The sequence below is a fragment of the Pseudoalteromonas sp. T1lg122 genome (assembly GCF_002964825.1).
GTDB lineage: Bacteria > Pseudomonadota > Gammaproteobacteria > Enterobacterales > Alteromonadaceae > Pseudoalteromonas > Pseudoalteromonas gelatinilytica.
Map to the genome: position 1 here is coordinate 265028 of NZ_PQCG01000001.1, position 25034 is coordinate 290061.

The window sequence follows — 25034 nt, forward strand, 5'->3', positions numbered from 1 at the left end:
ACCTTGGAACGTTCCTACAAATTACTACTTTAACCACCCCTGAATACGTATTCATTAAATCATTTTGTCATCAAGTTTTGTTGGCTCTAGCAAAAAATGGCACAAAAAAACCCCGCAACTCAGTGCGGGGTTTTATTAATCGTAATTGTTAGCCGATGCGTTTTTTCCAGCTATCAGCTAAGCGAACAACGTTTAAGCCGTACCAAGCGATAAATGCATAACAAATCACTGGTACAAAGAAGCTTTGTTGAATACTAACAGTATCTGCAACCACACCTTGCACTAACGGTACTAATGCACCACCCACGATTGCTAAACATAACCAACCCGACCCTTTACTGGTCAGTGATCCTAAGCTTTCGATTGCAACTGAGAAAATCGTTGGGAACATGATTGAGTTAAATAAACCAATCGCAAGTACTGAGTAAAGCGCAACATTACCTTCAGTGAAAATAGTCACTAACAGTAATACAATTACCATCATGGCATTAAAGAATAACGCTTTTGAAGGCGCAATCTTTTGCAGTGCTGCAGAGCCAATGAAACGACCTACCATTGCACCGCCCCAATAATAAGCAATTAGGCTTGCAGCCGCATGCTCTTCAAGGCCAGCAATGTGTGCTTCACCAAAGTAGTTTACTAAGAAGCTACCAATTGAAACCTCTGCACCTACATAACAGAAGATACCTACAACACCCATCATTAAATGAGGCGCTTCAGCTAGGCTGTGGCCTTTTGCTTTGCAGTCTTGCTCTTCTGAGTGCTCAGAAATAACCGGTAATTTAAAGAAGGCAAATACCACAGCAATGGTCAGTAGTGCTGCTGCAAGCACAAGGTATGGCACTTTTACAGATTCAGCAGTGGCCGCGTTTGCAGCTAGTGTGCCCGCTGTACCAAAGAATAAAATACCACCCACATATGGTCCAACTGTAGTACCAAGTGAGTTAAGTGCTTGAGCTAAATTTAAACGTGACGACGCCGTTTTTTCAGGACCTAACGCCACAACATACGGGTTAGCAGATACCTGTAATACGGTAATACCTGATGCTAAAACAAATAACGCACCTAAGAATAACCAATATTCATGCACAACAACTGCTGGGTAAAATAACATACAGCCAATTGATGCCACGACTAAGCCGGTTAGCACGCCATTTTTATAGCCCAGTTTTTTAACCAACATGCCCGCTGGTAGCGAAACAATAAAGTAAGCACCAAAGAAACAAAACTGAACCAGCATTGCCTCTGTATAGGTTAAATCGAATACCCCTTTTAAGCGCGGGATCAACACGTCATTTAAAACTGTAATGAAACCCCATAAAAAGAACAGGGTTGTCATTGCCGTCAGTGGTAGCAGGTAGTTTTTATTTTGCTGCGAACCATCGGCGACAAACGATTGGTTTGTATTTATTTCACTCACGTGGTTTTCACTCCGTTAACAAGTTACCTTTGATTCTACACATTGAAGTAAAAATAGCACAAAGATTTACTAGGAACGTTCCAATATTTTTATTTCCTGCTATAGTTGCTAAATGTACACAGATTTATTGATAGACCATGGCAACAGTTGACTTTAAAAGCCCTGATTTTCTTAAGCAGCATATCCAAGATACCCTTGCTTTTTATCACCCCCATTGTGTTGACCATTCAGCTCATGGCTTAGCGGGCTTTTATCAGTTCTTTAAAAATAATGGCGCGATTTACGATAAACACACTCGCCATTTAGTTTCGAGTACCCGCTTTGTATTTAACTATGCGATGGCATACATCGAATTCAAAGAGCCAGAATATTTAAGCCTAACTAAACATGGTTTAGCCCACCTTGAACATGCGCATAAGCAAGCATCTGGTGGTTATGCTTGGCTTATTAAGCAAGAAGATAACGGCGCAGTCACTGTGTTAGACGATACTAACCATTGTTACGGGCTTGCCTTTGTTATGCTTGCAAACGCAGTAGCCTTAAAAGCAGGGGTAAACGACTGCAAAAATACAATTTCTCAGGTTTGGGATTTATTAGAGCAGCACTACTTTGAACCCCAGCATAATGCCTATTTAGATGAGCAAAATGCCGATTTTAGCTGTGCAGATGACTATCGCGGCCAAAATGCCAATATGCATTTATGCGAAGCCTTACTCATGTGTTTTGAAGCAACCAACGAGACCCGTTATTTAAAACGTGCTAAACAACTTGCCGAAACTTTTACGGTAAAACTGGCAGCACAGAGCCAACAGTTTGTCTGGGAGCATTACGCTAAAAATTGGCAAATCGATTTAGATTACAACAAAGATGACCCGCAGCATTTATTTAGACCTTGGGGATTTCAACCAGGGCATCAAACTGAGTGGGCAAAACTGTTACTTATTTTAAACCGCCATATAGATGAACCTTGGCTGGTAACGCGTGCTAAAAGCCTGTTTGATGAAACCCTGAGCATCGCGTGGGATCAGCAACATGGGGGCATTTTCTATGGCTTTGCACCAGATAAACAAATTTGTGATAGCGATAAATACTTTTGGGTGCAAGCCGAATCATTAGCCGCAGCAGCCCTACTCGCTGATGCCACACATGACGAAAGCTATTGGCAATGGTACGAAAAAATTTGGCAATACAGTTGGCAACATATGGTAGATCACCAATATGGTGCGTGGTATCGCATTTTATCAGCACAAAACCAACCATACAGTGACGAAAAATCGCCAGCAGGTAAAACCGACTACCATACTATGGGTGCCTGCTACGAAGTATTAAGAACCTTAACCTTGAGGAATGCATAATGAGTTTAGTGTGTTTTGGCGAAGCATTAATCGACTTTTTATCAGATGGTAAACAACCAGAGTCATTTACCAAATACGCAGGCGGCGCACCTGCTAATGTGGCTGTTGCAGCAGCAAAACTAGGCCTAAACACCAGCTTTTGCGGCATGTTAGGCGATGACATGTTCGGTCACTTTATTAAACAAGAACTTGACCAGCATGCAGTAAACACCCAGTACTGTACATTCACCGATGCCGCGAAAACAGCGCTGGCGTTTGTATCACTTGATGACAGTGGCGAACGCTCGTTTAGTTTTTATCGCCCACCAGCCGCTGATTTACTGTATCGCGTAGACGATTTTGACCATGCAATGTTTGCAAATCACGCCATCATGCATGTATGCAGCAACAGTTTAACTGAGCACAACATCTATCAAACCACAATTTATGGTTTAACGCAGGCGAAAAAAGCCGGTGCAATTTGTAGCTTTGATATGAATCTGCGCGAAAACCTATGGCCAAGTATGCGCCATACTATAGATAGAATGTGGCATGTTATTTCACTGGCAGATATCGTTAAACTCTCATTTGAAGAGCTTGAGTTTTTAAATCAAAAAAGCCATCAAGAAATGCCTCTTGAGCATACTATCGATGCCATTTTAAAGGCCGGTGTAACCTGTTTGCTAGTTACCAATGGCGGCGAAGCAATCAGCTTTTATCACGCAGACTTTAAAGGCCAAGTTAGCCCACCAGCGACAAAAGTGGTTGATACCACAGCCGCAGGCGATGCATTTATTGGCGGCATGCTGTCAAAGATTGGTCAGCACTGTGAAAACAAACAAAGCTTTAAAGCGTTTTGCCAAACGCCAGAGAATATCGAACAAACTATTGCTTATGCAGCTAAAGCCGGCGCTTTTGCTGTAAGCCGTTATGGTGCATTTGCGTCTTTACCAAGCGCAGCCGATTTAGCCTAGAACTTTGTTTAGGTTGAGTAATAAGCCCAGCATTAGTAATTAATGCCGGGCTTATTCGCTATTGTTCAGCTTTACATTTATCGATAATTGGTAAATACCTAAACACCTTCATGTTTGGATCGATCACCACATGATCCCCCGCTTTTAAAGCAATGCTAATCTCGCCATTTTCAACAGAATAAGTTTGCAACGAGCCGTTTATTTGCACCGGAACTGGCATAGGGAATGGCTTACCTTGCAAAGAGTTTTTGTTCCATTTCAGCGTCAGGCTGTTAGCTGATTGAATAACATCAAGTTCCGGTAATTGAGCCTGTTTTAAATACACATCAAACAGCCAGCTATAATCTTTCGCCGTTAAGCGGTTAACAATAGCAATAAACTCATCGGTATTTCGATATCGCGGTGAAATTGGATAAGCCAATTGCTTGGTGTCGTTCACCCCATAAAGCAGCTCACGGGTGGCTTGCCAAAATAACTCATCACCAATCAACCAACGTAAGGTATGTAAAGTCCAACTGCCTTTGCCATAAATATCAGGGTTGAATGCTTGATCTGAGGTTATATCGCCATCAAGAACAATGGCTTTACAGTTTTTCAGCCCTAAATACGACTTATACATGCTGTGGTTATAGGCCGCTTCACCGAATTTATACAAGCTATAACTTGGCTGCATGTAACTGCCAAAGCCTTCGTGTAGCCATGCATCGTTGAGTTTTTCATGGGTCATTAAATTACCAAACCACTCATGAGCTAACTCATGCTGTAATAACCAATCATAACCGCCTGCATCACGCTTATATTTTTTACCATAGGCATTGATAGTTTGATGTTCCATACCTAAATGCGGTGTTTCAACAAAGCCCAGTTTGTCATTCCCCCATGGGTAAGGCCCTAAAAAGCGCTCAAAAAACGCGACTTGAGAACGTAAATCCTGCTCTATTAGCATCGACGCTTGCTGTGTGTGTTTAGCAAGTGCCCAAAATTCAATCGGAACCTCAGTGCCATTAATACTGGTATAACTGCGCTCAATACGTTGATACGGGCCTATGTTCAGAGCAATGTTATAGTCGCTTGCAGGCACAGATAGCAGCCAATCAAATTGTTGTTTGTGTGAACCGACTGGTTTTACGCTTTGCAATACCCCGTTGGTTACCGCACTTAAACCATTTGGTACTGTGAGCCTTATGCGCATGCTATCGGCTTTGTCAGCAAAATGATCTTTACATGGCCAGAATAAATCACAGCCCTCGCCCTGCACTGCGGTAGCTATCCACGGCTCGCCGCTTTCGGTTTCAGCAAATACAAACCCGCCATCCCAAGGGGCGTTTTTAGCAATATGGGGGTTGCCTTCATAGGCCACCGCAACACTCACTGTGCTGCCCGCAGCGTATTGCTTACCTAAATCGATATTTAGCACACCTGCATTGCGGGTATAGTTAAGTGTTTTATCGTCAGAGGTTATGGCAGTGATTAAAAATCGGCTATCAAGTTTTAGTTCAACAAATTGGCTTGCAGATAGCATTTTAAACTGCGTTTTCGACACGCCTTTAATGCGTTTATCATCAGGAAACACTTCAAGTGATAAGTCGTAAAATTGCACATCGCTTTTTAGTGCAACTGCCGATAATGGCTGACCTGTATCACCAACGCTTGGATCAAGTGGCAAAGGTTTAACACTACAGCCAGCTAAAATGGCGGTCATAGCAATCGCTGTAGCGCTTTTAAAAAAATGAGTTACCTGCAAAACATCTACTCCATGTCGTTATTATTGTTATTAAAATATGACATAGCTGAAAGATTAAAACTGTGCTTTGCGTTGAATAACAAAACGAAAATAATTCATCATCAAATCAAGGAAAAAAAGCCCAAGCGTTTCTATAATTAATACTGTGATTTATTTAAAAGGATTTGATTATGCTCACTTTAAAACAACCTCGTATGTTAACGCTTTTATCTTTCGGTTTAGTATTCGCCTCACCAACCGTTTATGCCGACCAATGGCAATTTTCTGTAGAGCCTTATTTAATGGCCACTGCGATTGATGGCAGTTCGGCAATCGGCACTATAGAAGCTCCCCTTGAAGTCGAATTTGATACCATTTTAAACAACCTCGATAGCGCATTTATGCTCCATTTTGAGGGCTATCATCAATCAAACTGGGGCTTTATTGCTGACTGGGGCTATATGGATTTAAGTAAATCTCATAACGCCCCAAAACTTGGGGTGCTCAGTGCCCGGGTGCGCCAAGCCGTGCTCGAATTAAGTGTTGCGTACCGTTTTTCTAGTCATTCGATGGGTGATTGGGTTAACTATGTGGGTATTCGTCGTTGGGATAACAGCTACGAATTCGACCTTGACCCTAACTTTATGTCACAAGTGTCAGTGGTCGACAGAGATGAAGATTGGATTGACCTAATTTTTGGCTTTCACTTGAACAAACAATTAAGCGAACATTGGCAGTTAACAACTGCTGGGGATCTCGGTGGCTTTAACTTAAACGCTAAATTGACTGGCAGCTTTAAATTAGGTGCGGTGTATCAAATAAACCCGCATTGGGATCTGGGTATGAGCTATAAAACCACTTATGTAGATTACCAAACAGGCCAACGCGGAAATAAAAACTTCTTTAGTTATGATACGTTTACCCATGGTCCGCAAATAAGCGTGAGCTATCAGTTTTAGTCGTTAGCCTGCTAGTAATTTGTTTCTATTTCATGGTATGTTTTTTAACTAATTAAAGAAAAAGGAATTCATCCTATGAATAATAAGCTTCTTGCTGGGGGCGCGATTGCGATTGTTGCAGGTGCGTTGTTGTACTCACAAAATAAAGCCAGTGTTGATGTAGATTTACCTGAGCTTGCATACGTACCTGCCGACACGGCGGTTTTTTATGGTCAACTTAAACCGTTTCCGTACAGCAAATACTTCGCGCTTATGCCTGATGCAATGAAAGGCACGAGCGATTTAACGCCCATCATTGCTGAGCTTAAAACTGTTGATGATAAGAATGCCCTATTCCTTGCATCACTGATGGAAAAATACCAACAATCACTGAGCTCTTACGATGCCTTCAAATCGATTTGGGGCTTTGGTGATGACTACAAAGGCATGATGTATGCGCAAGGTTTAATGCCGATTGTGCGTTTTCAGGTCGCTGATCAAAGCAGCATTATCAATAGCATTAAGCAATCTGCTGATGAAGCAGGTATTGCGTATACAACTGAAAGCCTTGAAGGCGTAAGCTACACACGCTTTGCCATTGAGCTTGAAGGCTTAGATAACTTCAACCTAATTGCATCAACTCACAACAATTGGGCTACCATCACGCTAACCACAGCGCTTTCTAACGATCAAGATTTACGTATTGCCCTTGGCGTAGAAAAACCGGCTCAATCACTGGCTGAAACTAAAAAACTACCTGAGCTTATTAAAACTTTTTCGCTTGATGGCAACTCGGTTGGCTTTGTTGATCATCAACGTATCGCCAACGCTGTAACAGGCAAAGAAGACTCTCGCTTACACCAGATGCTTAAAGAGCTACTTGATAAAGCCCAGCAAGCGAATGCGTTAGCAGCAATTTCAACACCTGAGTGTCAAGATGATATTGCAGCCATTGCCGCTAAATGGCCTGCAACAGTATCGGGCACAACAAAAACCCGTATTACCGCCGACTACGCCGACTTTGACGTAAAAGCAGTATTGCAAAGCACAGATCAAGACTTACTAAATACGCTACAAGCTGTGCGTGGTTTTGTGCCAAAACATACCACTGGGCTTGACGGGCAAATGATGAGTGTTGCTTATGGTATTGATGTAGCAAAAGTCCTGCCGCTAGCCAACACATTAACGGGTGCAATTAAATCAGCTGAGTTTAACTGTGGGCCAATTGTCGCACTACAAAATGAAATGCAAGAAGTAAGCACCGCAGGCCTTGCTATGATGTCGGGCTTTGCAAATGGCGTACAAGGCATGAGTGTCAGCGTTCAAGATGCTGCATTTACTATCGATGACTACAATGGCCCACAAATAGACAAGCTTGATGCCATCGTTACCCTATCGGCGACTGATGCCCATGGTTTGTATTCAATTGCGCAAGGTTTTGTACCGCCGCTTGCTAACATAAAACTACCAGCCAATGGTGATGCAGTACTGATCAATGAATACATTCCATCGCCTGTGCCACTTAACTTTGATATAAAAATGGCGCTTAAAGGCAATCATATTGTGATTTTCACGGGTGATAAATCTGCACAAATTGCCGAGACCTTAGAGTCGCAAAGTGTCACTAAAAATGGCTTTGTGAACATGGCATTCGACGTACAAAAAATCTTATTACCTTTGCTTGATACGATTGCTGCAACGGGTCAATTAAGTGATGAAGAAATGGCTGAGCTTGATTCCCTTCGCGACCAACCTGTCGGTGTTTATTTTGCCACAGACATTACCGATAACGGCATTGGCCTTGAAAGTAACGTACAAATTACTAAAAAGTAATTTTGAATTTGAATCTAAAAAGAGCGCTATTTAGCGCTCTTTTTTTGTTGCCATTTTAGTGAGTTGTTAGTGTCTCGACTATTGCAAATGGTGTCGTTTGAACTATCAATACCACCGAGTTTGGCAAGTCGGTCGTACAGCACAACATTGCAGGTTGCAGCTAAGTTCATACAGCCTATGGTTGGCACATACACTACTTCATCACACCATTTCAGCACGTCTTTACTAACCGAGCCATCTTCAGGGCCAAACACATAAAATGCGTTTTCAGGGTGCTTAAATTCAGGCAGCGGCGTTGCACCTTCAACAAGCTCAATCACCACCGTTGTGGCACCCTCAGGCTTTGCTTGCTCTAGGCTTTCGACTTGCGTTAGCGGAATATGCTCAAGCACATTTTTGGTATCTGTGTGATACTTATTAGCGCGTAAATAGCGGCTACCAGTAAAAAACACCTGCTTGGCATTGTAACAACCCGCGGCACGTAATACGCCTCCCACATTGGTTGGGCTTTTTGGGTTTAACAAGCCAATGCTTGCTTTAAGGGCGCTCATTAATCAATGTCTCTGGTTGGCCACTCGGCCACGTAAAGGTCAAAGTCATCAAGGTCTACATCACAGTCTTTCACTGTTTTGTCACGCACAGAAATACCTAACTCATGCATCAAATCTTTACTGCCACCGTTCAGTAACGGGTGCCAAGACGCAAGGCCACGGCCTTCGTAAAGGCGACGGTAGCTACAGCTTTGCGGCATAAAAAAGATATCTTTGAGGTTTTCTTTAGTGAGCTTTACACATGAAGGCACCAAAGTTTGGCGGTTCGCATATTCGCTACACCCACAGGTGTCGTTGTCTAGGTATTGGCAAACGATATTAGTGAAGATCAGTTCTTCACCCTCGCGAAGTTGATCCGTTGCGGTAAATTCATCTTCGTCTTCACTGTCGATAAATGTGTTTAAACAACATTTACCACAGCCGTCACAAATGGCTTCCCATTCGGGTTGTGACATTTGCTCAAGCGAGCGCTTAAGCCAAAATTGATCTTCTAACATGGTATTACTCAAAGCCCCTAAACAGCGCGCATTCTAGCGTAAAGCCAGCATGCGCGCAAAGTTTAGCTATTTTTGCTCGTTAACCCAACGCTTAATTTTCTCTTCAAGAATTGGCATAGGTAATGCGCCATCAATCAGCACTTGCGTATGGAAAGCTTTAATATCGAACTTATCGCCTAGCTCTTTGCTCGCGTAGTCACGTAGTTCTTGAATTTTGAACTGACCTAACTTGTACGACAGCGCTTGGCCCGGCCATGCAATGTAACGCTCAACTTCGGCAATAATGTCACTTTCGGCCATTGATGAGTTAGCCAACATGTAATCAATACCTTGTTGACGTGTCCAACCTTTTGCGTGGAAACCAGTATCAAGCACTAAGCGCATTGCACGTAATTGCTCATCTGATAAACGGCCGTACCACATGTAAGGGTCGGTAAATAAGCCAAGCTCTTTACCTAAACTTTCTGCATACAATGCCCAACCTTCTGCAAATACCGTGTAACCACCAAATTTACGAAACAGCGGTAGTCCTTCAATTTCTTGTTGCAAGGCAATTTGAAAGTGGTGACCCGGTGCGGCTTCGTGAATAGACAAGGTTTCAAGCAAAAACTTAGGCTGTGCTTTTAGGTTAAAGGTATTGATATAGAAAATACCTGGGCGTGAGCCATCTGGCGCTGGTGACTGATAAGATGCACCCGCAGCTGATTCTGCGCGGAAGTCTTCAACTGCTTTTACAACGTATGGCGCTTTTGGCGCAATATCGAACATTTGCGGCAGCTTAGCATCAATCTTTTCTTTTACAGCTTCGTACGCGGCAATTAACTCTTCTGGCGTATCGTAGTAAAACTCATCTGAAGTTCTTAGGTGTTCAAAAAACGCTTTTAAATCGCCTTCGAAACCGACAGTCTCTTTGACTTTTTTCATCTCAGATAAGATGCGCGATACTTCGCTTAAACCAATGTCATGAATTTCATCGGCGTTTAAGCTCAGCGTTGTATGCTGTTTAATTTGGTACTCATACCATGCTTTACCATTTGGTAGGTCACTGTAACCAATGCTTTCACGGGCATTTGGAATGTATTCATTCGCTAAAAAGTCAGCCATTTTTTGATACGCAGGCACTAAACGCTCGCTGATCATCGCAGTGTACGCGCTTGTTAGCTGTGCTTTTTGCTCGTCGCTGAAAGATTCAGGTAACTGAGCAATTGGCCCCCAGAATAATGACTCTTCTGGTTTTTCTACAATATGAGTTTGAAATTGCGGTAATAGTTTTTCAGCGAGCGGTTTAGGAAGAACCACTTTGTCTTTAATGCCTTGGCGCATTGATTGTTCAACACTGTCTAACCAAGCGATGAAACCGTCAGCACGTTTTTCAAATGCTTGATAATCTTCAACCGTGTTAAAAGGTTGTGCGCTTTGCCCAGAACCTAATGCAGCAAAGGTATTATGCGCCCCGCCCATTTGGTTAATTGGCATTAAGTAACTTGGAAACTGAGCGCCTTCAATCGCAAGGTCTAAATCGCGGGCTAGAATTTCGTAGCTCAATAATGACTGACCCTTTAATTGCGCTTTGTCGATATTTGCTAGTTTGTTCTTGTATTCTTTAACAAAGTTAAGCTGCTCATCGCGGTTTGCTTTACTAATAGGTGCAATAAATTGGTCGTTATATTCGCTACGGCCAATGTAAGTACCACCAATTGGATTAAACTTTAAGCCTGCTTCAAAGTAGTCTGCTAGTAATGTATCAAGTTGCTCTGTGGCTGACGTTGCGCTTGGCGCTTGTTTGCTCACTTCTTGAGTTGGTTTTTCGTTGCTTGGCGTTGATTCATTACAACCAAGTAATGCAAACATCACTGCCGAACTAAGTAGTGCTAGTTTTACGTTTTTCATTCTTTCCCTGCCCTTATATTAAGTACGCGTAAATTATGAGGGTTTAGTTCCCTATTTAGCAAGTATCGCTGCAACTTATCGCAGTTTATTTACACTTTGCAAGCTGATTGCTAGAGTGGCGGCTCGACTTACCAATTTTGAATAAAAATGAAAAAGACAGCTCTTGCTATTAGCCTAGGCCTAGCTTGCCTAACCTCTCTAAATACCTACGCAACAACCTACTTATCGGCAAAAGCCATGGTAGATGTAAATTCAGGTAAACTGATTAAATCACCACTTATCAGTATAGATAATGGTCAAATTACAGCTGTACAAAGCAATAAACAGCCAAACTTAAAAGACGGCGATAATCACATTCAATTATTAGAACTGACTTTGGTGCCGGGTTTAATGGATATGCATGTGCATTTAACGAGCGATCCGACCGTGCCGCGCAGTGAGCGAATTGGTCAATCGATTCCGCGTAAAGCGATTAAAGCGGCGCACTTTGCCGAAAAAACACTGTATGCAGGTTTTACAACGCTGCGTAACTTAGGCGCAGAAGGCTACAGCGTGATTGCCGTACGCGATGGCATTAACGCAGGCGATATTGTTGGCCCACGTATTTGGGCAGCTGGCCCGTCTTTAGGTGTTACTGGCGGTCACTGTGATAACAACCGTTTACCACCAGAAATGAAATACACCGCCGAAGGCGTTGCTGATGGCCCATGGGCTGTGCGCGCTAAAGTACGTGAAAACATTAAGTACGGTGCTAATGCCATTAAGTTTTGCGCTACAGGCGGGGTATTTTCAAAAGGCACAAAAGTCGGTATTCAACAATATAGCCAAGACGAAATGAACGCCATTGTTGACGAAGCTCATTTACGTGGCCTAACCGTTGCAGCCCATGCGCACGGTACCAGTGGTATTAAAGCAGCCATTGTTGCTGGTGTAGACAGTGTTGAGCACGTTAGTTTTGTCGATGACGAAGCCATTAAACTTGCCAAAAAACACGGCACTTGGTTCTCAATGGATATTTACAACACTGAGTACACCCTTGCCTTTGGCGAACAAAACGGGGTTGCAGAAGAAAACCTCAATAAAGAACGCCAAGTCTCTAAAAAGCAACGCGATAGCTTTAGCCGTGCAGTAAAAGCTGGCGTAAACATGGTGTTTGGTACTGATGCAGCGATTTACCCTCATGGCGATAACGCGAAGCAGTTCTCGCGTATGGTTGAATTTGGTATGACACCACTGCAAGCCTTACAGTCTGCCACCATCAATAGCGCTAAACTGCTAAAAATGGATGATCAACTTGGGCAAATCAAAAGCGGTTTCTTAGCCGATATTATCGCCGTTAAAGGCAACCCACTTGAAAACATTGCAGTACTTGAAGATGTACAATTTGTTATGAAAGACGGCAAGGTTTTTAAATAAGCTATTATGCTGGCTTTGCATGAGTGGAGCCAGTAACCTTTCCTTGTATCTATATCGTAAACAAAATTACCAATCATAAAACCAATTGTTAGCAACCTGTGTCCAAACAAAGAAATTACCTAAAACAGATAAATAAAACTTGGAATGAAAATAGCTCGCATTATCATTACCGAAAAATTTCGACAATTTACCTGTAATGACGACACATAAATACTCAATTTTAGCCCTAGCCTGCTTAAGCGCATTCAATGCAAACGCCAACGATTTAGACTCAGTTGAACGTATCACCGTTTACGACAAACAAAACCGTGTAGTACTTGATTCGGGCCTTGCCACTAAATCAAATATGACCCTAATGGAAACGCCAGCCCCGGTTGTAGTTGTTGATCAAGAACTTATCAACTCGCAAGGCGCAACAAACTTACAAGACTTAGTGCGTAACATCAGTGGTGTAACCCAAGCCGGTAATAACTACGGTATTGGCGATAACTTAGTGATCCGCGGTTTAGGCGCTAACTATACATACGATGGCATGTACGGCGGTGCAGGCCTAGGTAACACCTTTAACCCTACACGCTCAATGACCAACGTTGAATCTGTAGAAGTACTTAAAGGCCCTGCAACGGGTTTATATGGTATGGGTAGCGCAGGCGGTGTTATCAACCTTATTGAAAAGAAACCACAATTCACTGAAAAACACACCGTTAATGCCGAGCTTGGTCAATGGGATAGCTACTCACTAGGCTTTGATAGCACAGCAGCATTAACAGAGAACCTTGCTTATCGCCTTAACGCAAAAACCGCTCGCAGCGATGGTTACCGCGACTTAAAAGACGACCGTGATGAAATTTATGGCGCGTTAAAATACGTTTTAAGCGACAAACAAGACATCATGATTTCTGCCGCTTATATCAAAGATGCCATTGCCGTTGATTCAATTGGCCACCCTATACGTATTTTTAACAGCGACTCAGTGAATGGTAAAACCGCAGATGAAGTAACCGCTGCCGATTTAATTAACGATGCAACGGCAAGAGGCCTGCAACTAACCGAACAGCAACGCCAACAATTAGCAGACTCACTGGCAGCAAATGATGGCCTAACGCCTTATACCTTTGGTCATAACGGTATTATCTCGCCAATGGCAAATGATAACGAAGGCGAAGAGCTGCGCTTTAAGTTAACCCATAACTACTTCATTACCGATAATTTATTTTTAAATCAGCAACTACAATACCGTAATTACGAATCGAGCTTTGCCCGCCAAACAGGTGCTTATAACTATGTTTATTGGAACCGTAATGGCGTGATCAATGCCGACCCGCGCGCTCCTTTAGTAGTTGATGACGTACTTTACCCATTTGCAGCGCGTCGCCAAGAATACCGACAAGTAGAAGCTGACGAAAAATCATGGCAATACTTTGCTGACTTGCGTTATGACTTTAGCTTTGCCGGTATTGATAACGAACTACTGGTAAACGCCAACTACGAAGACCGCGATATTCGTTTTAAACAATATTCAATTTACGATGCTGATCAGGTCATTAAAAACAAAGATGGAGAGGTTATTTACCAAGGTCAATTACCTTACATTTTTGATATTCGTAACCCGAACTGGGGCGAAGGCAGCTTTTTTGATTACGATCCGCTAAAAACCAGCGATTACAACAAAAAGGTTCAGGCTTGGGGTGTGGGTATTCAACATGTTGCCTATATTCACGATACCTTTACAACCCGAGTAGGCGTTGCCTTTAACCGTATCAAACAAAGCTACGAACACTTTGGTGTTGATGCACGCTACCGCGCCAGTGCCGCCGAGCCAACACCAGAAGCAGATACATCAGACAGCGGAATGACCTACAACCTAGGTGCAACCTACAAACTGAGCGATGATATCTCGTTCTTTGTAAACCACTCTAAAGGTCGTACAGCCTACAGCGTGCTTGGCAGTGTATCGGGTAACGAAGCAGACCGCGATGACGCCGAGTCAGTCAGTAACGACATTGGTATGCGTGTAAAAGCCTTTGACGATCAACTACTAGCCTCACTTGTGATATTTGATAGTGCCCGTACAAACCTTGAGTATGCCAACCCAGATTACGAAACCGGTGTATCTGATGCCTCAGTACCAAAAAGCTTTTACGATGGTGAAGAGCAAACCAAAGGTGTTGAACTTGATTTAAATGCCGATTTAAACGAGCAGTGGAAACTTAACGTAAACGCGGTGTATCAAGACGCGCGCGATAAGCAAAATCCAAATTCATCAAGCTTTGATTCTCGCCAAAAAGGTGTGCCTTATGTAACAGCAAGCAGCTGGTTAAGCTATGACGCTAAATGGTTTGATTTAGCCGAGCCACTGACAATTAGCGCAGGCGTACAGTATGTTGATGACCGCAGCACTCATTCAACCTCGTTTGGTATTCCTGATGGCTACGTACCGAGCTACACGGTTTACGACGCCGCAATTCAATACCAAACAGATGATTGGAAACTACAGTTAAACCTAAATAACTTGTTTAACAAAACCTATTACTCAAAAGCAATGTTCTTAGGCGGCATGCCAGGAGAAGAGCGTAATGCTAAATTAACTTTTAGCTACACACTTTAATTGTGAATTGATAGCAAAAAGCGCGGCTTAGTTAGGTCGCGCTTTTTTGTTTGGATTTTTGGTAATAAACATAAGATGATAGATTATAAATGACAGATAATTTTGCAGAGATTTTGTGAATTTTAAGACAATTTTTCTAGTTACAACGCTAGTTTCATTTAAAGGAATCACAATGGAAAACACATACTTCACATGGGCGGCGTTCTCTAAAAATTATAACGATGAAATTAATAGTGCAGATTCTGTTTATTTCAGCATGGAGTCGAATGGCTTAACACCGTATTCAATGCTCGCTTTCGATTTTCATTTTCTTTCTGACAGTAAAGCCAAATTAAATAATTTGGCTTTACTTCTGAAAAATAGTTACGGATATAAAGTTTTAGAGCCAGTTAAGACCGAAAATGGTGTATGGGATTTATCAGGAAAAACGAGTCCCTTTCCTGTAACTGCTGATAACTTGGTGTATTGGACATTAGATATGTACAAAAGAGGATACGAGTTTGATGCAAAATTTGAAGGGTTTGGAGCGCCATTCGATAAAAACAATCAATTTTTTCCGCCATTTGAGGCAACAACAGCAGACGAATTTTTTAACAAAGGTTTTGATTACTATAATCAAGGCAATCTTTCTGCTGCCATTGCGCAATGGACAAATACACTTAAAGTGAATAGCAAAGACGTAGACGCTCTTTATTCGAGAGCGATAGCAAAGAATGAATTATATGCTTCTAATGCTGCAATGATTGATTATGATAAAGCGATAGAGATTGCACCAAACTTTTCTAGCGCATTATTAAATAGAGGAGCGTTAAAAGATGACAACGGCGATCATCTGGGGGCAATTGCTGATTATGGTACTGTAATTGAAATTATCCCGAAGGATGAAATTACATTGCAGCGCGCTTACGCTAATATGGCAAACTCCTTCAAAGCCTTAGGCGATTTAGAAGCCGCTTGTCAGAATTGGAAAAAAGCAAAAGAGCTTGGTGCAGATTACGTTAATGCACTACTAGCGGAATACTGCAAGAGTTAGATAGGCTATTACAGTCTGTACTGTAACTTCGATGAGAGTTGATAGGATAACAGCCAAACTTTAGCTATACATGTTATGAAATACCAAAAGGTCTGCCATTGAAATACTACAATTCGACAATTATAAAGACTGCAGCAAAAGCATCGTTCTTTTATATCTCTTGGCTAGTTGCATTAATCGGTATTCCAATAGTGTTTTTTAGGGATGGACTTGATCTCATTGAAAAAGCCTTATTATTCACAGGGTTTCTGTTATTTTTCTGGTTGATGTATTTGCTTTTATGTATTTCATTTCATCGATTTAGTATGCGAAATGAACAAAGTCGTATCAGCTATTTAGCTAAAGAGGATATTGAAAAGGGTAAAGAACTAGGTACATATTTGGATGGTTGGTAAGCATTCAAGTTTTATAAATTTGAGTATGTATAGTCTCATTTATAAATTAACCCGACAGGTTAGCGTGTTTCTAACTGGTGTAGCATTTATATGCTTGAAACGAGTATCGTCGAATTTAAAAAGAAATTCCTTTTCAATTTCAAGATTAGCACCCGCTTTAGCCTATTGTGATTGTTTAAAACAAAGAATGAGTAATATGAGCTTTTATTGGATTATTAATTTTCGTCATTCAACTCAAAATCCAATCTCACTTGCATTTCCTTTTGAGCAACTGGAACACCATTTACAACTTTAGGTTTGAATTTCCATTTCTCCAAGGCAATAATAGCTTCTTTATCAAAAACGATAGACGGATTTGACTCAAGAACTTTGATATTAATAGGATTTCCATTGCTATCAATATCGAACGAAAGCAAAACCCAGCCTTTTGGAACAGGTTCCACATCAGAAGAAGCACACCCCGATAAAGCATAGATAAGACAAATCAATATTAGCTTTTTAATTTTGAACATCCTTTTGACAGTTACCGACCCATTTAGGTTGTAAGTAATACAACGGGATCTTACGCTCTAATAATTAAGCACATAATCAATGTTTGATAAATTGCTTATTAATCCCACCAAACTGCTACTGGGCGGGTTTCAGCGGGTATTTCATAAGCCTCGTAATCTTGATTAACAAAGCCCTCCCAAATTTCGTCGGGTTTTAAGTGTTCAGGGAACCATGAACCTACCTCAGATTCAGAAGCAGAGGTCATTATGTACACTGTATCCGAAAATGGCCAATCTGGATCATCAAAAGCAGACTCTTGGATTCTAATATCCTTCACATCAGGTCGGTGGATAATAGCCTTAAATACTCTTAAAAAATCATTGGGATGCGGAATATCAATTAAATTGCATCCTATGCTTCCTACTACATCGTTTCCCTCGAAAAACTCATCAATTGAAAGTAATGGTCTTGGTGTCTCCGGGTCATCTGGATGACCGTTGCGACATACTCTTTCAGTGATTCGTTCTAGTGCTTCCATGGATAACTCTCTCCTAATTAATAAATTTATAGTTCGCTGACACTGTTGAACACAATGAAAACAGCCAACTGTTAATTTACCCACTTACTGTCTTGTTATAACCCCTTTACTTACCTGTTCTTATTTGAGGGAGTTGTATTTGCAATATAACAAATGCAGGAATCAATGGTAAAAAAGCCAACCAAGATAATGGATTAACAACCCAAAACCAGATAAACCAAGCTTCTGCGATAATTAAAAGAAGTAATTTATTAACGCGCTTGAAAAGAATGCATTCACCGATAGCTAATAAAGGTAAACCAAAACATAACGAGCCAAATAAGACTATAAATGGGTGCGGAGCCTCAATTTGAATGTTTTTTATCACAGAAAAGTAAAATTCGTTGCCATAGCTAAATAACAATGGGCTCATTAGTAAAAACACCCAAACTGCGCTCCAGCTAGCATTACGCTGATGCTTAGAGTGGATTTTATTTTTTTCTTGAAGCTTACTCAATGCATCCATTTAACTCAGGCTCTCTAAGTAGATAACGAAAAACTATGTGCTATTGTTTAGGCACGAAAGCGCACGCCAAGGTTTTGAGTCCCAACGAGCGGTAGCGAGTACAATAACCTGTTTGTTATACTTTTGACTGAGCAAAAAACTGCCTCATGCCAGTGCTAAAGAACACATAGTACGCCCAAAAAGCAATTATTGTCCCACCTATTACTACCCCAGTTAAAGAATAGAAAGACATGAAGGCAATAATAGATGCCCAGTATAAAAAAGTACCTACACGGCCAGCCCAGTGTTTATTCACTGAAGCGAAGCAAATTGCAATGATTAGTATGCAAAATAATAGGAAACCAGGTGCCATGCCTGTTAACCAAAATTCTTGGTAAGTAAGGCTGCGCCCATTCAACGAATAGTCTTCGTTTGGCCAAGGCCAGAAAGCAAAAAGTACCATTAGTGAATATGTAATTGAGTTAAGCATATGCTGAAACTGGAATAACTTTGGCATCCCTTTCGTTTCTTTGAATACTCTAATGAATTTATTAAAAATCATCTGTGATGCCTGTTCGACGTATAACAATTTTATATTGCGCGCTTCGCGCATCTTTCTGCAGATGTCACGCTCATGTATTAATAAATCTATTCTTAACAAATAACGTATGTATTACCAACTATAATTTTTTATTAATACTAGAGAGATTCAGAAAGATAAATTGCGCTCATCGCTTATTTTTTGAATATGGAAGCACAACAAGAAAACTAATATATTTACACAGTCCCTCGTATTGGTAATAACATAAAAGTTATGTGGTATGTCAGATTTATGGAGTTTAGCCAATAGCATTAAATGCATGGCACCGTATCGGATCACTCAAAGCAGACCTATTGAGTAATTACGTTAGCTCATCTAGAGGCAATAACGAGTTACAACCCCCCTATTTTCTAGCATATGAAAAACTGTCAGATTCAATTGATTACTCAACAAACCTGACAGCGTTAACTGACTCAGCTTAAAGCGTCATCACGATTCGGCCTGTGATATCGCCTTTTAGCATGTCGTCAAAAATATCGTTGATATCTTCTAGGCGTTTTTCTTCAATAATGGCTTTAACTTTACCTTTGGCTGCAAAGTCGAGGCATTCTTGTAAGTCTTTACGCGTACCAACGATAGAGCCTACAACAGACACACCATTTAACACGGTATCGAAAATTGGCAATGGCATATCTTCGGGTGGTAAACCTACAAGCACGCATTTACCGCCACGGCGCACGCTTTTATAGGCTTGCTCAAAACCGGGTTTTGAAACAGCAGTACACACAACACCATGTGCGCCGCCTACTTGTTCAAAAATGGTTTCTGAAGGCACTTGCTTCATAAAATCTATGGTGATGTCTGCACCAAGCTCTTTAGCCAGTGCCAACTTGCTATCACCTGTATCAACGGCAATCACATTAAAACCCATTGCTTTCGCGTATTGCACCGCTAAATGCCCTAGTCCGCCAACACCGACAATTGCCACCCAATCGCCTGCCTTAGCATCAGTCACTTTAAGCGCTTTATAGGTTGTAACCCCCGCACAAAATAGTGGTGCGGCTTCTGAAAAACCTAATCCTTCAGGAATTTTAACCACGTAATCGCCATGGGCTACACAGTACTCGGCGTAACCTCCATCAACTGAATACCCAGTGTTGTGCTGTTCAAGGCATAAAGTTTCTTTACCTTCTAAACAAAACTCACAATGACCACAGGCGCTATATAACCAAGGAACACCGACACGGTCGCCTACTGATAGGTGTTTAATGTTTGCGCCTACTTTTTCGATAGTACCTACCCCTTCATGACCCGGCACTAATGGCATTTTAGGTTTTACTGGCCAATCTCCATGACAAGCATGTAAATCTGTGTGGCACACCCCACACGCGGCAATTTTAACTAGCACATCGTTAATTCCCACTTCTGGGCATGGGATATCTTCGATAGTTAATTTACCTTTGTACTCTTTATTTACTGCAGCTTTCATAACGTTCCTCCATGGTATTATTAGATTTCAGCCTATACGATAAACTTATTAACTGTCACTATTATTGATCCACATCAAATAGCTAATCACCACGGCATTTAATTAAACTACACTTTAAATTCAATAACTTAAATTTAAAATATGGCGTATCTACACTTTAGTAGTAGCAGATTGCATAGTGGCTATTTCTTTTAGTTATACCCCGAGCGTGCTAGCATTTAATTTCTGAAATTTTTGAATACTAAAAATTATGAGCCTATCTGAAAAAAATTTAGCTTTTGTTATGCACTGCGGTGAAATGGGTAGCCGTTGGGGCTTTAACCGCACCATTGGTCAAATGTGTGGTTTATTAACCATTACTAAAGAGCCAATGACCGCCAATGAAATTGCCGATACCTTAAGTATCTCGCGCGGAAACGTCAGCATGGGCATTAAAGAGCTACAGTCTTGGCGCTTAATTAAAGTGCATCATATTCCGGGTGACCGCAAAGAATACTACGGCCCTGCTGGCAGCATTTGGGATATGGCCAACCGCGTATTCGAAGAGCGTAAAAAACGCGAGATAGACCCAACCCTTAGCCTGCTTCGCGATAACATTTTAGAAGAAGCCCACAATGATGATGAGCGCTTTGCTCAACAACAAATGCAAGAAATTCACGACCTGCTCGAAACCGTAACCAAATGGTCTGCAGAGCTACAACGCTTAAGCCCTGAACAGCTTCAAAGCCTTATGAAACTAGGTTCTGGCATTGGCAAGGTACTTGATTTTAAAGACAAGATTTTGAAAAAACCGGGGAAAGGGGAATAAGTTAGCGAGTTGCTAGGGGCGAGAGGAAAGTTAGCGAGTTACAAGGGGAAAGTTAGCGAGTTACAAGGGGAAAGTTTCGAGTTACAAGAGTAAAGTTTGTAGGAGGCGTTTTAACGCCGAACATGTAGCAGCGATTTAATATCGCGTCCCAGAGCCTAAATCCTAGCGCCTAATTTTTATATCGTAGGCGTGAAACTTGTTTCGCACGTTGTTTTGTAGGTCGTGCTTTAGCGCGATTGAGGGGAAAGTTTCGAGTTACGAGAGTAAAGTTTGTAGGAGGCGTTTTAACGCCGAATAAGTTAGCAAGTTGCTCGGGTAAAACTTATTGCTTTACCCTTGATACTTGCTAACTTTTATTACTCGATTACTTAATCGCTGGGTAACCGATGCGATCTGATAAGTAACCAACACTGGTTGCAAAGTAATACGAGCGATTCCAGTGCATAAGTGCTTTGTAGTTATCGTAGGCTAGGTACATACGGCCATTGGTATCATCTGGCATTACCATTGCGGCGGTAACATCAACGTTTGGTAAGTCGCTACCATCCATTTTACGCACACCAAGAGCTTGCCAGTCAGCAAGGCTGCGCTCTGAGTTTTTCCAATACTCTAGCCATTGACCGCGCGTTTTGGTGCCACGCTTAAGAATATTTGCGTTATCAAAGCCTTCAGGTAATTTAACTTGGCGACCCCAGGTTAAATCATCGTTCCAACCTTCTTGCTTAAGGTAATTAGCAATTGAAGCAAAAGCGTCTTCTTCTGTGGTCCAAATGTCTTTACGACCATCGCCGTTATAATCTACTGCGTATGAATTAAACGACGTTGGCATGAACTGTGTTTGACCCATTGCACCAGCCCATGAGCCTTTGAACTTATCAAGGGTAATGTGGCCCTCTTTTAAGATATCAAGCGCAGCCCAAAGTTGGTTTTTGTACATGGTTTCGCGGCGACCATCAAAAGCAAGTGTGACTAATGATGCAATCACACTATGACCACCTTGAATTTTCCCGAAGTTACTTTCAAGGCCCCAAAGTGCCACAATAAAACGCGCTTGAACGCCGTATTCTTTAGCTACTTTTTCAAGTACGTCTTGGTGTTCTTTGTATAATTTACGGGCGCGGTCAATTTTCCATTGCGGCACACGTTTAGGTAAATAGGTTTCGAGGGTTTCTTTTACTTCTGGCTGATTTTTATCTGCTGAAATAACTTTCTTTTTAAATTTAGCCGTTGCGAATGCTTGGTCGATAAGTGCTTGATCATAGCCCTTTTCAATCGCTTCTTTTTTTAATGCAGCAACGTATACGTCAAAATCAGCTTGTGTCTTTTCTTCTGCCAATACTGAAGTGCTTAATGAAGCACTGAGTAAAATAACGGCAAGTTTTTTAATCACTCTCAACTCCCTTGTCTTTTTTAAATTGGGTTAACAGATTTTCTTCCGGCGGAGGTAATTGCAAGTAAAAGCCTTTATCAATTAACGCTTGCTTAACCGTTTCTAAATCTGCCACACCTAACTTTTCACGGCTTGCTAGATTGATGATCATCACATACTTAGGTTGACCGAACGTTTCTAGTAAAGGTTCAGGTACGCGAGAGAAATCATCTCTTTTTTCTACAAAAAGGTATGTATCCGCTTTTTTAATACTTTTATACACCGCAGTTAGCATTATGACCCTATAATATCTTGCTTAACGAAGGCGCACACTATAACATGAGTCATATAATAAGTTAGAAAAAATAGATTAGATTTTTACTGTATATGCCTTGTTCAGCCTGTGTTTATACTTAAATAATGCTAATCCAGACAATTCAATTGAGCGTGTATGTCGGAACAAATTTTTGAATTAAAAGGGAACCTTTTTACGTTATCTGTTTTACATTTATTTTCAGCAGATACAGCCCTTTTAAGTAAGCAGTTAGATGAGAAAATCGCCCAAGCACCTAAGTTCTTTGCCGGTGCGCCTATCGTAATCAACTTAAGCGACGTACAAGATGAAGCGCTTGATTTCTCTTTCTTAAAATCAATGTTAAGTGGTCTTTCGTTAAACCCAGTTGGGGTTTGTAATGGCTCTCAAGAGCAAAACGAAAGCGCAAAAGCTGCGGGCCTGTCGGTTTTAAATTATTCACAAGACGTTAAGGGTGCGACCGCTAAACAACAAACAAATACATCTATCGTTGAAAAAACCGTTCACCTGCCTGCGCAAGTTATTCATGGCACTGTACGTTCGGGCCAACAAGTGTATGCTAAAGACCGCGATTTAATCGTGATTGGCGCTGTAAGTCATGGTGCCGAAGTGATTAGCGATGGTAATGTGCATATTTATGGCACCTTACGCGGCCGTGCAATTGCAGGGGCAAAAGGTTACAACGAAGCAAATATATTTTGCCAAAAATTAGAAGCAGAACTTGTTTCAATTAATGGTAGTTATTGGATCAGCGACTCTCTTCAGGGTGAACACTGGGGCAGCGCAGTACAAATCCAACAAAAAAATGATTCATTAGAAATTTCAGCTTTGGTTAAAGGATAAATCTCATGGCAAAAGTGATTGTCGTTACTTCTGGTAAAGGTGGTGTTGGTAAAACCACATCGAGTGCTGCGATTGGCACAGGTTTAGCGCTTAAAGGCTTTAAAACCGTTATTATCGACTTTGATATTGGTCTGCGTAATCTTGACCTTATCATGGGTTGTGAACGCCGTGTTGTTTATGATTTCGTAAACGTAATCAATGGTGAATCAAACCTAAATCAAGCACTTATTAAAGATAAGCGCGTCGATAAACTATACATTTTACCTGCCTCACAAACACGTGATAAAGACGCCCTAACCCGTGACGGTGTTGAGCGCGTACTTAACGAGCTGAAAAAAGATTTTGATTACATTGTGTGTGATTCACCAGCGGGTATCGAAGCCGGTGCAATGATGGCAATGTACTTCGCTGATGAAGCGATTGTAACAACGAACCCAGAAGTATCATCAGTACGTGACTCTGACCGTATTCTTGGCATTTTACACAGCAAGTCAAAACGTGCTGAAGAAGGCCTAGAAAGCGTAAAAGAACACCTACTATTAACACGTTATAATCCTGAGCGTGTTGAAAAAGGCGAAATGCTTTCGGTAGAAGACGTACAAGAAATCTTAGCGATTAAATTACTGGGCGTTATTCCAGAATCACAAGCTGTACTTAGTGCATCAAACTCTGGTCAACCGGTTATCTTAGATTCTGAATCGGATGCAGGCCAAGCGTATACAGATGCTATCAATCGTTTATTAGGCGAAACTGTTGATTTTCGTTTCTTAGACGTAGAGAAAAAAGGCTTATTCAAACGGATTTTTGGAGGTTAATGTGTCTTTACTTGACTACTTCCGCTCAGAAAAGAAAAGCAGTGCGTCATTAGCAAAAGAGCGATTGCAGATCATTGTCGCGCACGAACGTTCACAGCGTGGTACACCAGATTACTTACCACAGCTAAAACAAGACATCCTTGATGTTATTCGTAAGTACGTGAATGTAAACACTGATGCAGTTCAGGTTCAGTTTGATCAAAACGAAGATGACTTAGCAGTACTTGAGCTAAACGTCACCTTACCTGACGAAGAAAAGAAATAGTCAAAATTGGGCGCTTAGTTTTTTAACAGCGCCCTTTTTTATTTCTGCCACTGCATATGAAACTCATAGTCGTCTTCGCCTAGCGTTTTAAACCCTGTCCGTTGATATAATCCATACGCTGGATTCGCTTTTAGCACCGTTAAATTAATCTCTGCTGTTTGCGCTTTGAGTGCATCTAACACCTTAGTGCCTAACCCCTTGCCCTGCTCTTTAGGTTCAATTTGTAGCTGTAACAAACTGATAGCTTGGTCACTCAAGATGAACTTTGCAGCGCCTACACATTGCCCATCATTTAAAACTAAATGACTGTGCTCAAAATGCTCTGCCACTCTTGCTTGATGTTGCTCAAGTGATAAAAATAACCCTTGATTCTCTAAGTGCTCAACCATGGTATTTAATCTTAAGTCGAGTAAATAGGCTTTGTCTTGCTCCGTTGTTTTTACAAATTCAATCATTATTGTCTTA

General features: G+C 41.4%; 25 protein-coding genes. 12 read left to right on the forward strand and 13 right to left on the reverse strand.

Features of this window, described 5'->3' with window-relative positions:
• Window positions 1-148 precede the first annotated feature (148 nt).
• Entirely contained in the window at window positions 149-1420 is a 1272-nt protein-coding gene (locus C2M33_RS01310; RefSeq protein WP_105173476.1) for a sugar MFS transporter, read from the reverse strand.
• Window positions 1421-1557: 137 nt separating this feature from the next.
• Here C2M33_RS01310 and C2M33_RS01315 point away from each other — a divergent pair, with 137 nt between their 5' ends.
• The gene (locus C2M33_RS01315; protein ID WP_063707397.1) at window positions 1558-2775 is read left to right on the forward strand and encodes an AGE family epimerase/isomerase; all 1218 of its coding nucleotides are present in this window, start codon (window positions 1558-1560) and stop codon (window positions 2773-2775) included.
• Window positions 2775-3728, forward strand: coding sequence for a carbohydrate kinase family protein (locus tag C2M33_RS01320; protein WP_105173477.1), 954 nt, complete (start codon window positions 2775-2777; stop codon window positions 3726-3728). Before C2M33_RS01315 ends, C2M33_RS01320 begins: the two co-directional genes overlap by 1 nt.
• A 58-nt stretch (window positions 3729-3786) precedes the next feature.
• Here C2M33_RS01320 and C2M33_RS01325 read toward each other — a convergent pair whose 3' ends face one another.
• Window positions 3787-5430 (reverse strand): M1 family metallopeptidase, encoded by a 1644-nt coding sequence (locus tag C2M33_RS01325; protein ID WP_105173795.1) that lies wholly within the window; start codon window positions 5428-5430, stop codon window positions 3787-3789.
• 212 nt (window positions 5431-5642) lie between these two features.
• On the opposite strand from C2M33_RS01325, the gene C2M33_RS01330 reads away from it, so the two are divergent.
• A complete protein-coding gene (locus tag C2M33_RS01330) occupies window positions 5643-6410 on the forward strand; it encodes a hypothetical protein (protein ID WP_105173478.1) in 768 nt (255 codons plus the stop codon).
• Window positions 6411-6485: 75 nt separating this feature from the next.
• A complete protein-coding gene (locus tag C2M33_RS01335) occupies window positions 6486-8222 on the forward strand; it encodes a hypothetical protein (RefSeq protein ID WP_105173479.1) in 1737 nt (578 codons plus the stop codon).
• Between the two features lie 26 nt (window positions 8223-8248).
• On the opposite strand, the gene C2M33_RS01340 is transcribed toward C2M33_RS01335, so the two are convergent.
• From C2M33_RS01340 to C2M33_RS01350, 3 genes are all read right to left on the reverse strand, one after another.
• Window positions 8249-8773: an RNA methyltransferase gene (locus C2M33_RS01340; RefSeq protein WP_105173480.1), complete on the reverse strand. Its 525-nt coding sequence runs from the start codon at window positions 8771-8773 to the stop codon at window positions 8249-8251.
• Window positions 8773-9270 carry a YcgN family cysteine cluster protein gene (locus C2M33_RS01345; RefSeq protein WP_105173481.1) on the reverse strand — a complete coding sequence of 166 codons (498 nt, stop codon included), beginning with the start codon at window positions 9268-9270 and terminating at the stop codon, window positions 8773-8775. Before C2M33_RS01345 ends, C2M33_RS01340 begins: the two co-directional genes overlap by 1 nt.
• 66 nt (window positions 9271-9336) lie before the next feature.
• Entirely contained in the window at window positions 9337-11160 is a 1824-nt protein-coding gene (locus tag C2M33_RS01350) for a DUF885 domain-containing protein (RefSeq protein ID WP_105173482.1), read from the reverse strand.
• 147 nt (window positions 11161-11307) lie between these two features.
• Between C2M33_RS01350 and C2M33_RS01355 the strand changes: the two genes are divergently transcribed.
• From C2M33_RS01355 to C2M33_RS01370, 4 genes are all read left to right on the forward strand, one after another.
• A complete protein-coding gene (locus C2M33_RS01355; RefSeq protein WP_105173483.1) occupies window positions 11308-12576 on the forward strand; it encodes a Xaa-Pro dipeptidase in 1269 nt (422 codons plus the stop codon).
• A 196-nt stretch (window positions 12577-12772) separates the two neighbouring features.
• Window positions 12773-15184: a TonB-dependent receptor gene (locus tag C2M33_RS01360; protein WP_105173484.1), complete on the forward strand. Its 2412-nt coding sequence runs from the start codon at window positions 12773-12775 to the stop codon at window positions 15182-15184.
• A 172-nt stretch (window positions 15185-15356) separates the two neighbouring features.
• Complete coding sequence (locus C2M33_RS01365) at window positions 15357-16217, forward strand: tetratricopeptide repeat protein (protein ID WP_105173485.1); 861 nt, start codon at window positions 15357-15359, stop codon at window positions 16215-16217.
• Between the two features lie 98 nt (window positions 16218-16315).
• Entirely contained in the window at window positions 16316-16612 is a 297-nt protein-coding gene (locus C2M33_RS01370) for a hypothetical protein (RefSeq protein WP_063529932.1), read from the forward strand.
• Window positions 16613-16827: 215 nt separating this feature from the next.
• Here the strand turns inward: C2M33_RS01370 and C2M33_RS01375 are convergent, their stop codons facing one another.
• From C2M33_RS01375 to adhP, 5 genes are all read right to left on the reverse strand, one after another.
• Window positions 16828-17124: an energy transducer TonB gene (locus C2M33_RS01375; protein ID WP_233999067.1), complete on the reverse strand. Its 297-nt coding sequence runs from the start codon at window positions 17122-17124 to the stop codon at window positions 16828-16830.
• Window positions 17125-17222: 98 nt separating this feature from the next.
• Window positions 17223-17642: a hypothetical protein gene (locus C2M33_RS01380; RefSeq protein WP_105173486.1), complete on the reverse strand. Its 420-nt coding sequence runs from the start codon at window positions 17640-17642 to the stop codon at window positions 17223-17225.
• 106 nt (window positions 17643-17748) lie between these two features.
• Window positions 17749-18147 carry a hypothetical protein gene (locus tag C2M33_RS01385; RefSeq protein ID WP_063707418.1) on the reverse strand — a complete coding sequence of 133 codons (399 nt, stop codon included), beginning with the start codon at window positions 18145-18147 and terminating at the stop codon, window positions 17749-17751.
• Window positions 18148-18262: 115 nt separating this feature from the next.
• Window positions 18263-18739, reverse strand: a complete 477-nt coding sequence (locus C2M33_RS01390; protein WP_233999068.1) for a hypothetical protein — start codon at window positions 18737-18739, stop codon at window positions 18263-18265.
• 406 nt (window positions 18740-19145) lie between these two features.
• Window positions 19146-20156 (reverse strand): alcohol dehydrogenase AdhP, encoded by a 1011-nt coding sequence (gene adhP, locus C2M33_RS01395; RefSeq protein WP_105173488.1) that lies wholly within the window; start codon window positions 20154-20156, stop codon window positions 19146-19148.
• 250 nt (window positions 20157-20406) lie between these two features.
• Here adhP and C2M33_RS01400 point away from each other — a divergent pair, with 250 nt between their 5' ends.
• Window positions 20407-20964 (forward strand): GbsR/MarR family transcriptional regulator, encoded by a 558-nt coding sequence (locus C2M33_RS01400; RefSeq protein WP_054552053.1) that lies wholly within the window; start codon window positions 20407-20409, stop codon window positions 20962-20964.
• 364 nt (window positions 20965-21328) lie between these two features.
• Here C2M33_RS01400 and C2M33_RS01405 read toward each other — a convergent pair whose 3' ends face one another.
• A complete protein-coding gene (locus C2M33_RS01405; RefSeq protein WP_105173489.1) occupies window positions 21329-22354 on the reverse strand; it encodes a lytic murein transglycosylase in 1026 nt (341 codons plus the stop codon).
• Complete coding sequence (locus C2M33_RS01410; RefSeq protein ID WP_063707425.1) at window positions 22347-22628, reverse strand: YcgL domain-containing protein; 282 nt, start codon at window positions 22626-22628, stop codon at window positions 22347-22349. The genes C2M33_RS01405 and C2M33_RS01410 overlap by 8 nt, the downstream gene beginning before the upstream one ends.
• A 156-nt stretch (window positions 22629-22784) precedes the next feature.
• On the opposite strand from C2M33_RS01410, the gene minC reads away from it, so the two are divergent.
• From minC to minE, 3 genes are read left to right on the forward strand one after another with little or no spacing between them, the layout of a single operon-like run.
• On the forward strand, window positions 22785-23489 hold the full coding sequence (gene minC, locus C2M33_RS01415; protein WP_054552049.1) for a septum site-determining protein MinC: 705 nt from the start codon (window positions 22785-22787) through the stop codon (window positions 23487-23489).
• Window positions 23490-23494: 5 nt separating this feature from the next.
• On the forward strand, window positions 23495-24304 hold the full coding sequence (gene minD / locus C2M33_RS01420; protein WP_063707427.1) for a septum site-determining protein MinD: 810 nt from the start codon (window positions 23495-23497) through the stop codon (window positions 24302-24304).
• 1 nt (window position 24305) lies between these two features.
• On the forward strand, window positions 24306-24569 hold the full coding sequence (gene minE, locus C2M33_RS01425) for a cell division topological specificity factor MinE (protein ID WP_054552047.1): 264 nt from the start codon (window positions 24306-24308) through the stop codon (window positions 24567-24569).
• Between the two features lie 38 nt (window positions 24570-24607).
• Here minE and C2M33_RS01430 read toward each other — a convergent pair whose 3' ends face one another.
• Window positions 24608-25024, reverse strand: coding sequence for a GNAT family N-acetyltransferase (locus tag C2M33_RS01430; protein ID WP_105173490.1), 417 nt, complete (start codon window positions 25022-25024; stop codon window positions 24608-24610).
• Window positions 25025-25034 lie beyond the last annotated feature (10 nt).

Coding starts and splice junctions, on each gene's coding strand:
- C2M33_RS01315 (WP_063707397.1), top strand. CDS start 1,558: ATGGCAACAGTTGACTTTAAAAGCCCTGATTTTCTTAAGCAGCATATC.
- C2M33_RS01320 (WP_105173477.1), top strand. CDS start 2,775: ATGAGTTTAGTGTGTTTTGGCGAAGCATTAATCGACTTTTTATCAGAT.
- C2M33_RS01325 (WP_105173795.1), bottom strand. CDS start 5,430: ATGACCGCCATTTTAGCTGGCTGTAGTGTTAAACCTTTGCCACTTGAT.
- C2M33_RS01330 (WP_105173478.1), top strand. CDS start 5,643: ATGCTCACTTTAAAACAACCTCGTATGTTAACGCTTTTATCTTTCGGT.
- C2M33_RS01335 (WP_105173479.1), top strand. CDS start 6,486: ATGAATAATAAGCTTCTTGCTGGGGGCGCGATTGCGATTGTTGCAGGT.
- C2M33_RS01340 (WP_105173480.1), bottom strand. CDS start 8,773: ATGAGCGCCCTTAAAGCAAGCATTGGCTTGTTAAACCCAAAAAGCCCA.
- C2M33_RS01345 (WP_105173481.1), bottom strand. CDS start 9,270: ATGTTAGAAGATCAATTTTGGCTTAAGCGCTCGCTTGAGCAAATGTCA.
- C2M33_RS01350 (WP_105173482.1), bottom strand. CDS start 11,160: ATGAAAAACGTAAAACTAGCACTACTTAGTTCGGCAGTGATGTTTGCA.
- C2M33_RS01355 (WP_105173483.1), top strand. CDS start 11,308: ATGAAAAAGACAGCTCTTGCTATTAGCCTAGGCCTAGCTTGCCTAACC.
- C2M33_RS01360 (WP_105173484.1), top strand. CDS start 12,773: ATGACGACACATAAATACTCAATTTTAGCCCTAGCCTGCTTAAGCGCA.
- C2M33_RS01365 (WP_105173485.1), top strand. CDS start 15,357: ATGGAAAACACATACTTCACATGGGCGGCGTTCTCTAAAAATTATAAC.
- C2M33_RS01375 (WP_233999067.1), bottom strand. CDS start 17,124: ATGTTCAAAATTAAAAAGCTAATATTGATTTGTCTTATCTATGCTTTA.
- C2M33_RS01380 (WP_105173486.1), bottom strand. CDS start 17,642: ATGGAAGCACTAGAACGAATCACTGAAAGAGTATGTCGCAACGGTCAT.
- C2M33_RS01385 (WP_063707418.1), bottom strand. CDS start 18,147: ATGGATGCATTGAGTAAGCTTCAAGAAAAAAATAAAATCCACTCTAAG.
- C2M33_RS01390 (WP_233999068.1), bottom strand. CDS start 18,739: ATGCGCGAAGCGCGCAATATAAAATTGTTATACGTCGAACAGGCATCA.
- adhP (WP_105173488.1), bottom strand. CDS start 20,156: ATGAAAGCTGCAGTAAATAAAGAGTACAAAGGTAAATTAACTATCGAA.
- C2M33_RS01400 (WP_054552053.1), top strand. CDS start 20,407: ATGAGCCTATCTGAAAAAAATTTAGCTTTTGTTATGCACTGCGGTGAA.
- C2M33_RS01410 (WP_063707425.1), bottom strand. CDS start 22,628: ATGCTAACTGCGGTGTATAAAAGTATTAAAAAAGCGGATACATACCTT.
- minC (WP_054552049.1), top strand. CDS start 22,785: ATGTCGGAACAAATTTTTGAATTAAAAGGGAACCTTTTTACGTTATCT.
- minD (WP_063707427.1), top strand. CDS start 23,495: ATGGCAAAAGTGATTGTCGTTACTTCTGGTAAAGGTGGTGTTGGTAAA.
- C2M33_RS01430 (WP_105173490.1), bottom strand. CDS start 25,024: ATGATTGAATTTGTAAAAACAACGGAGCAAGACAAAGCCTATTTACTC.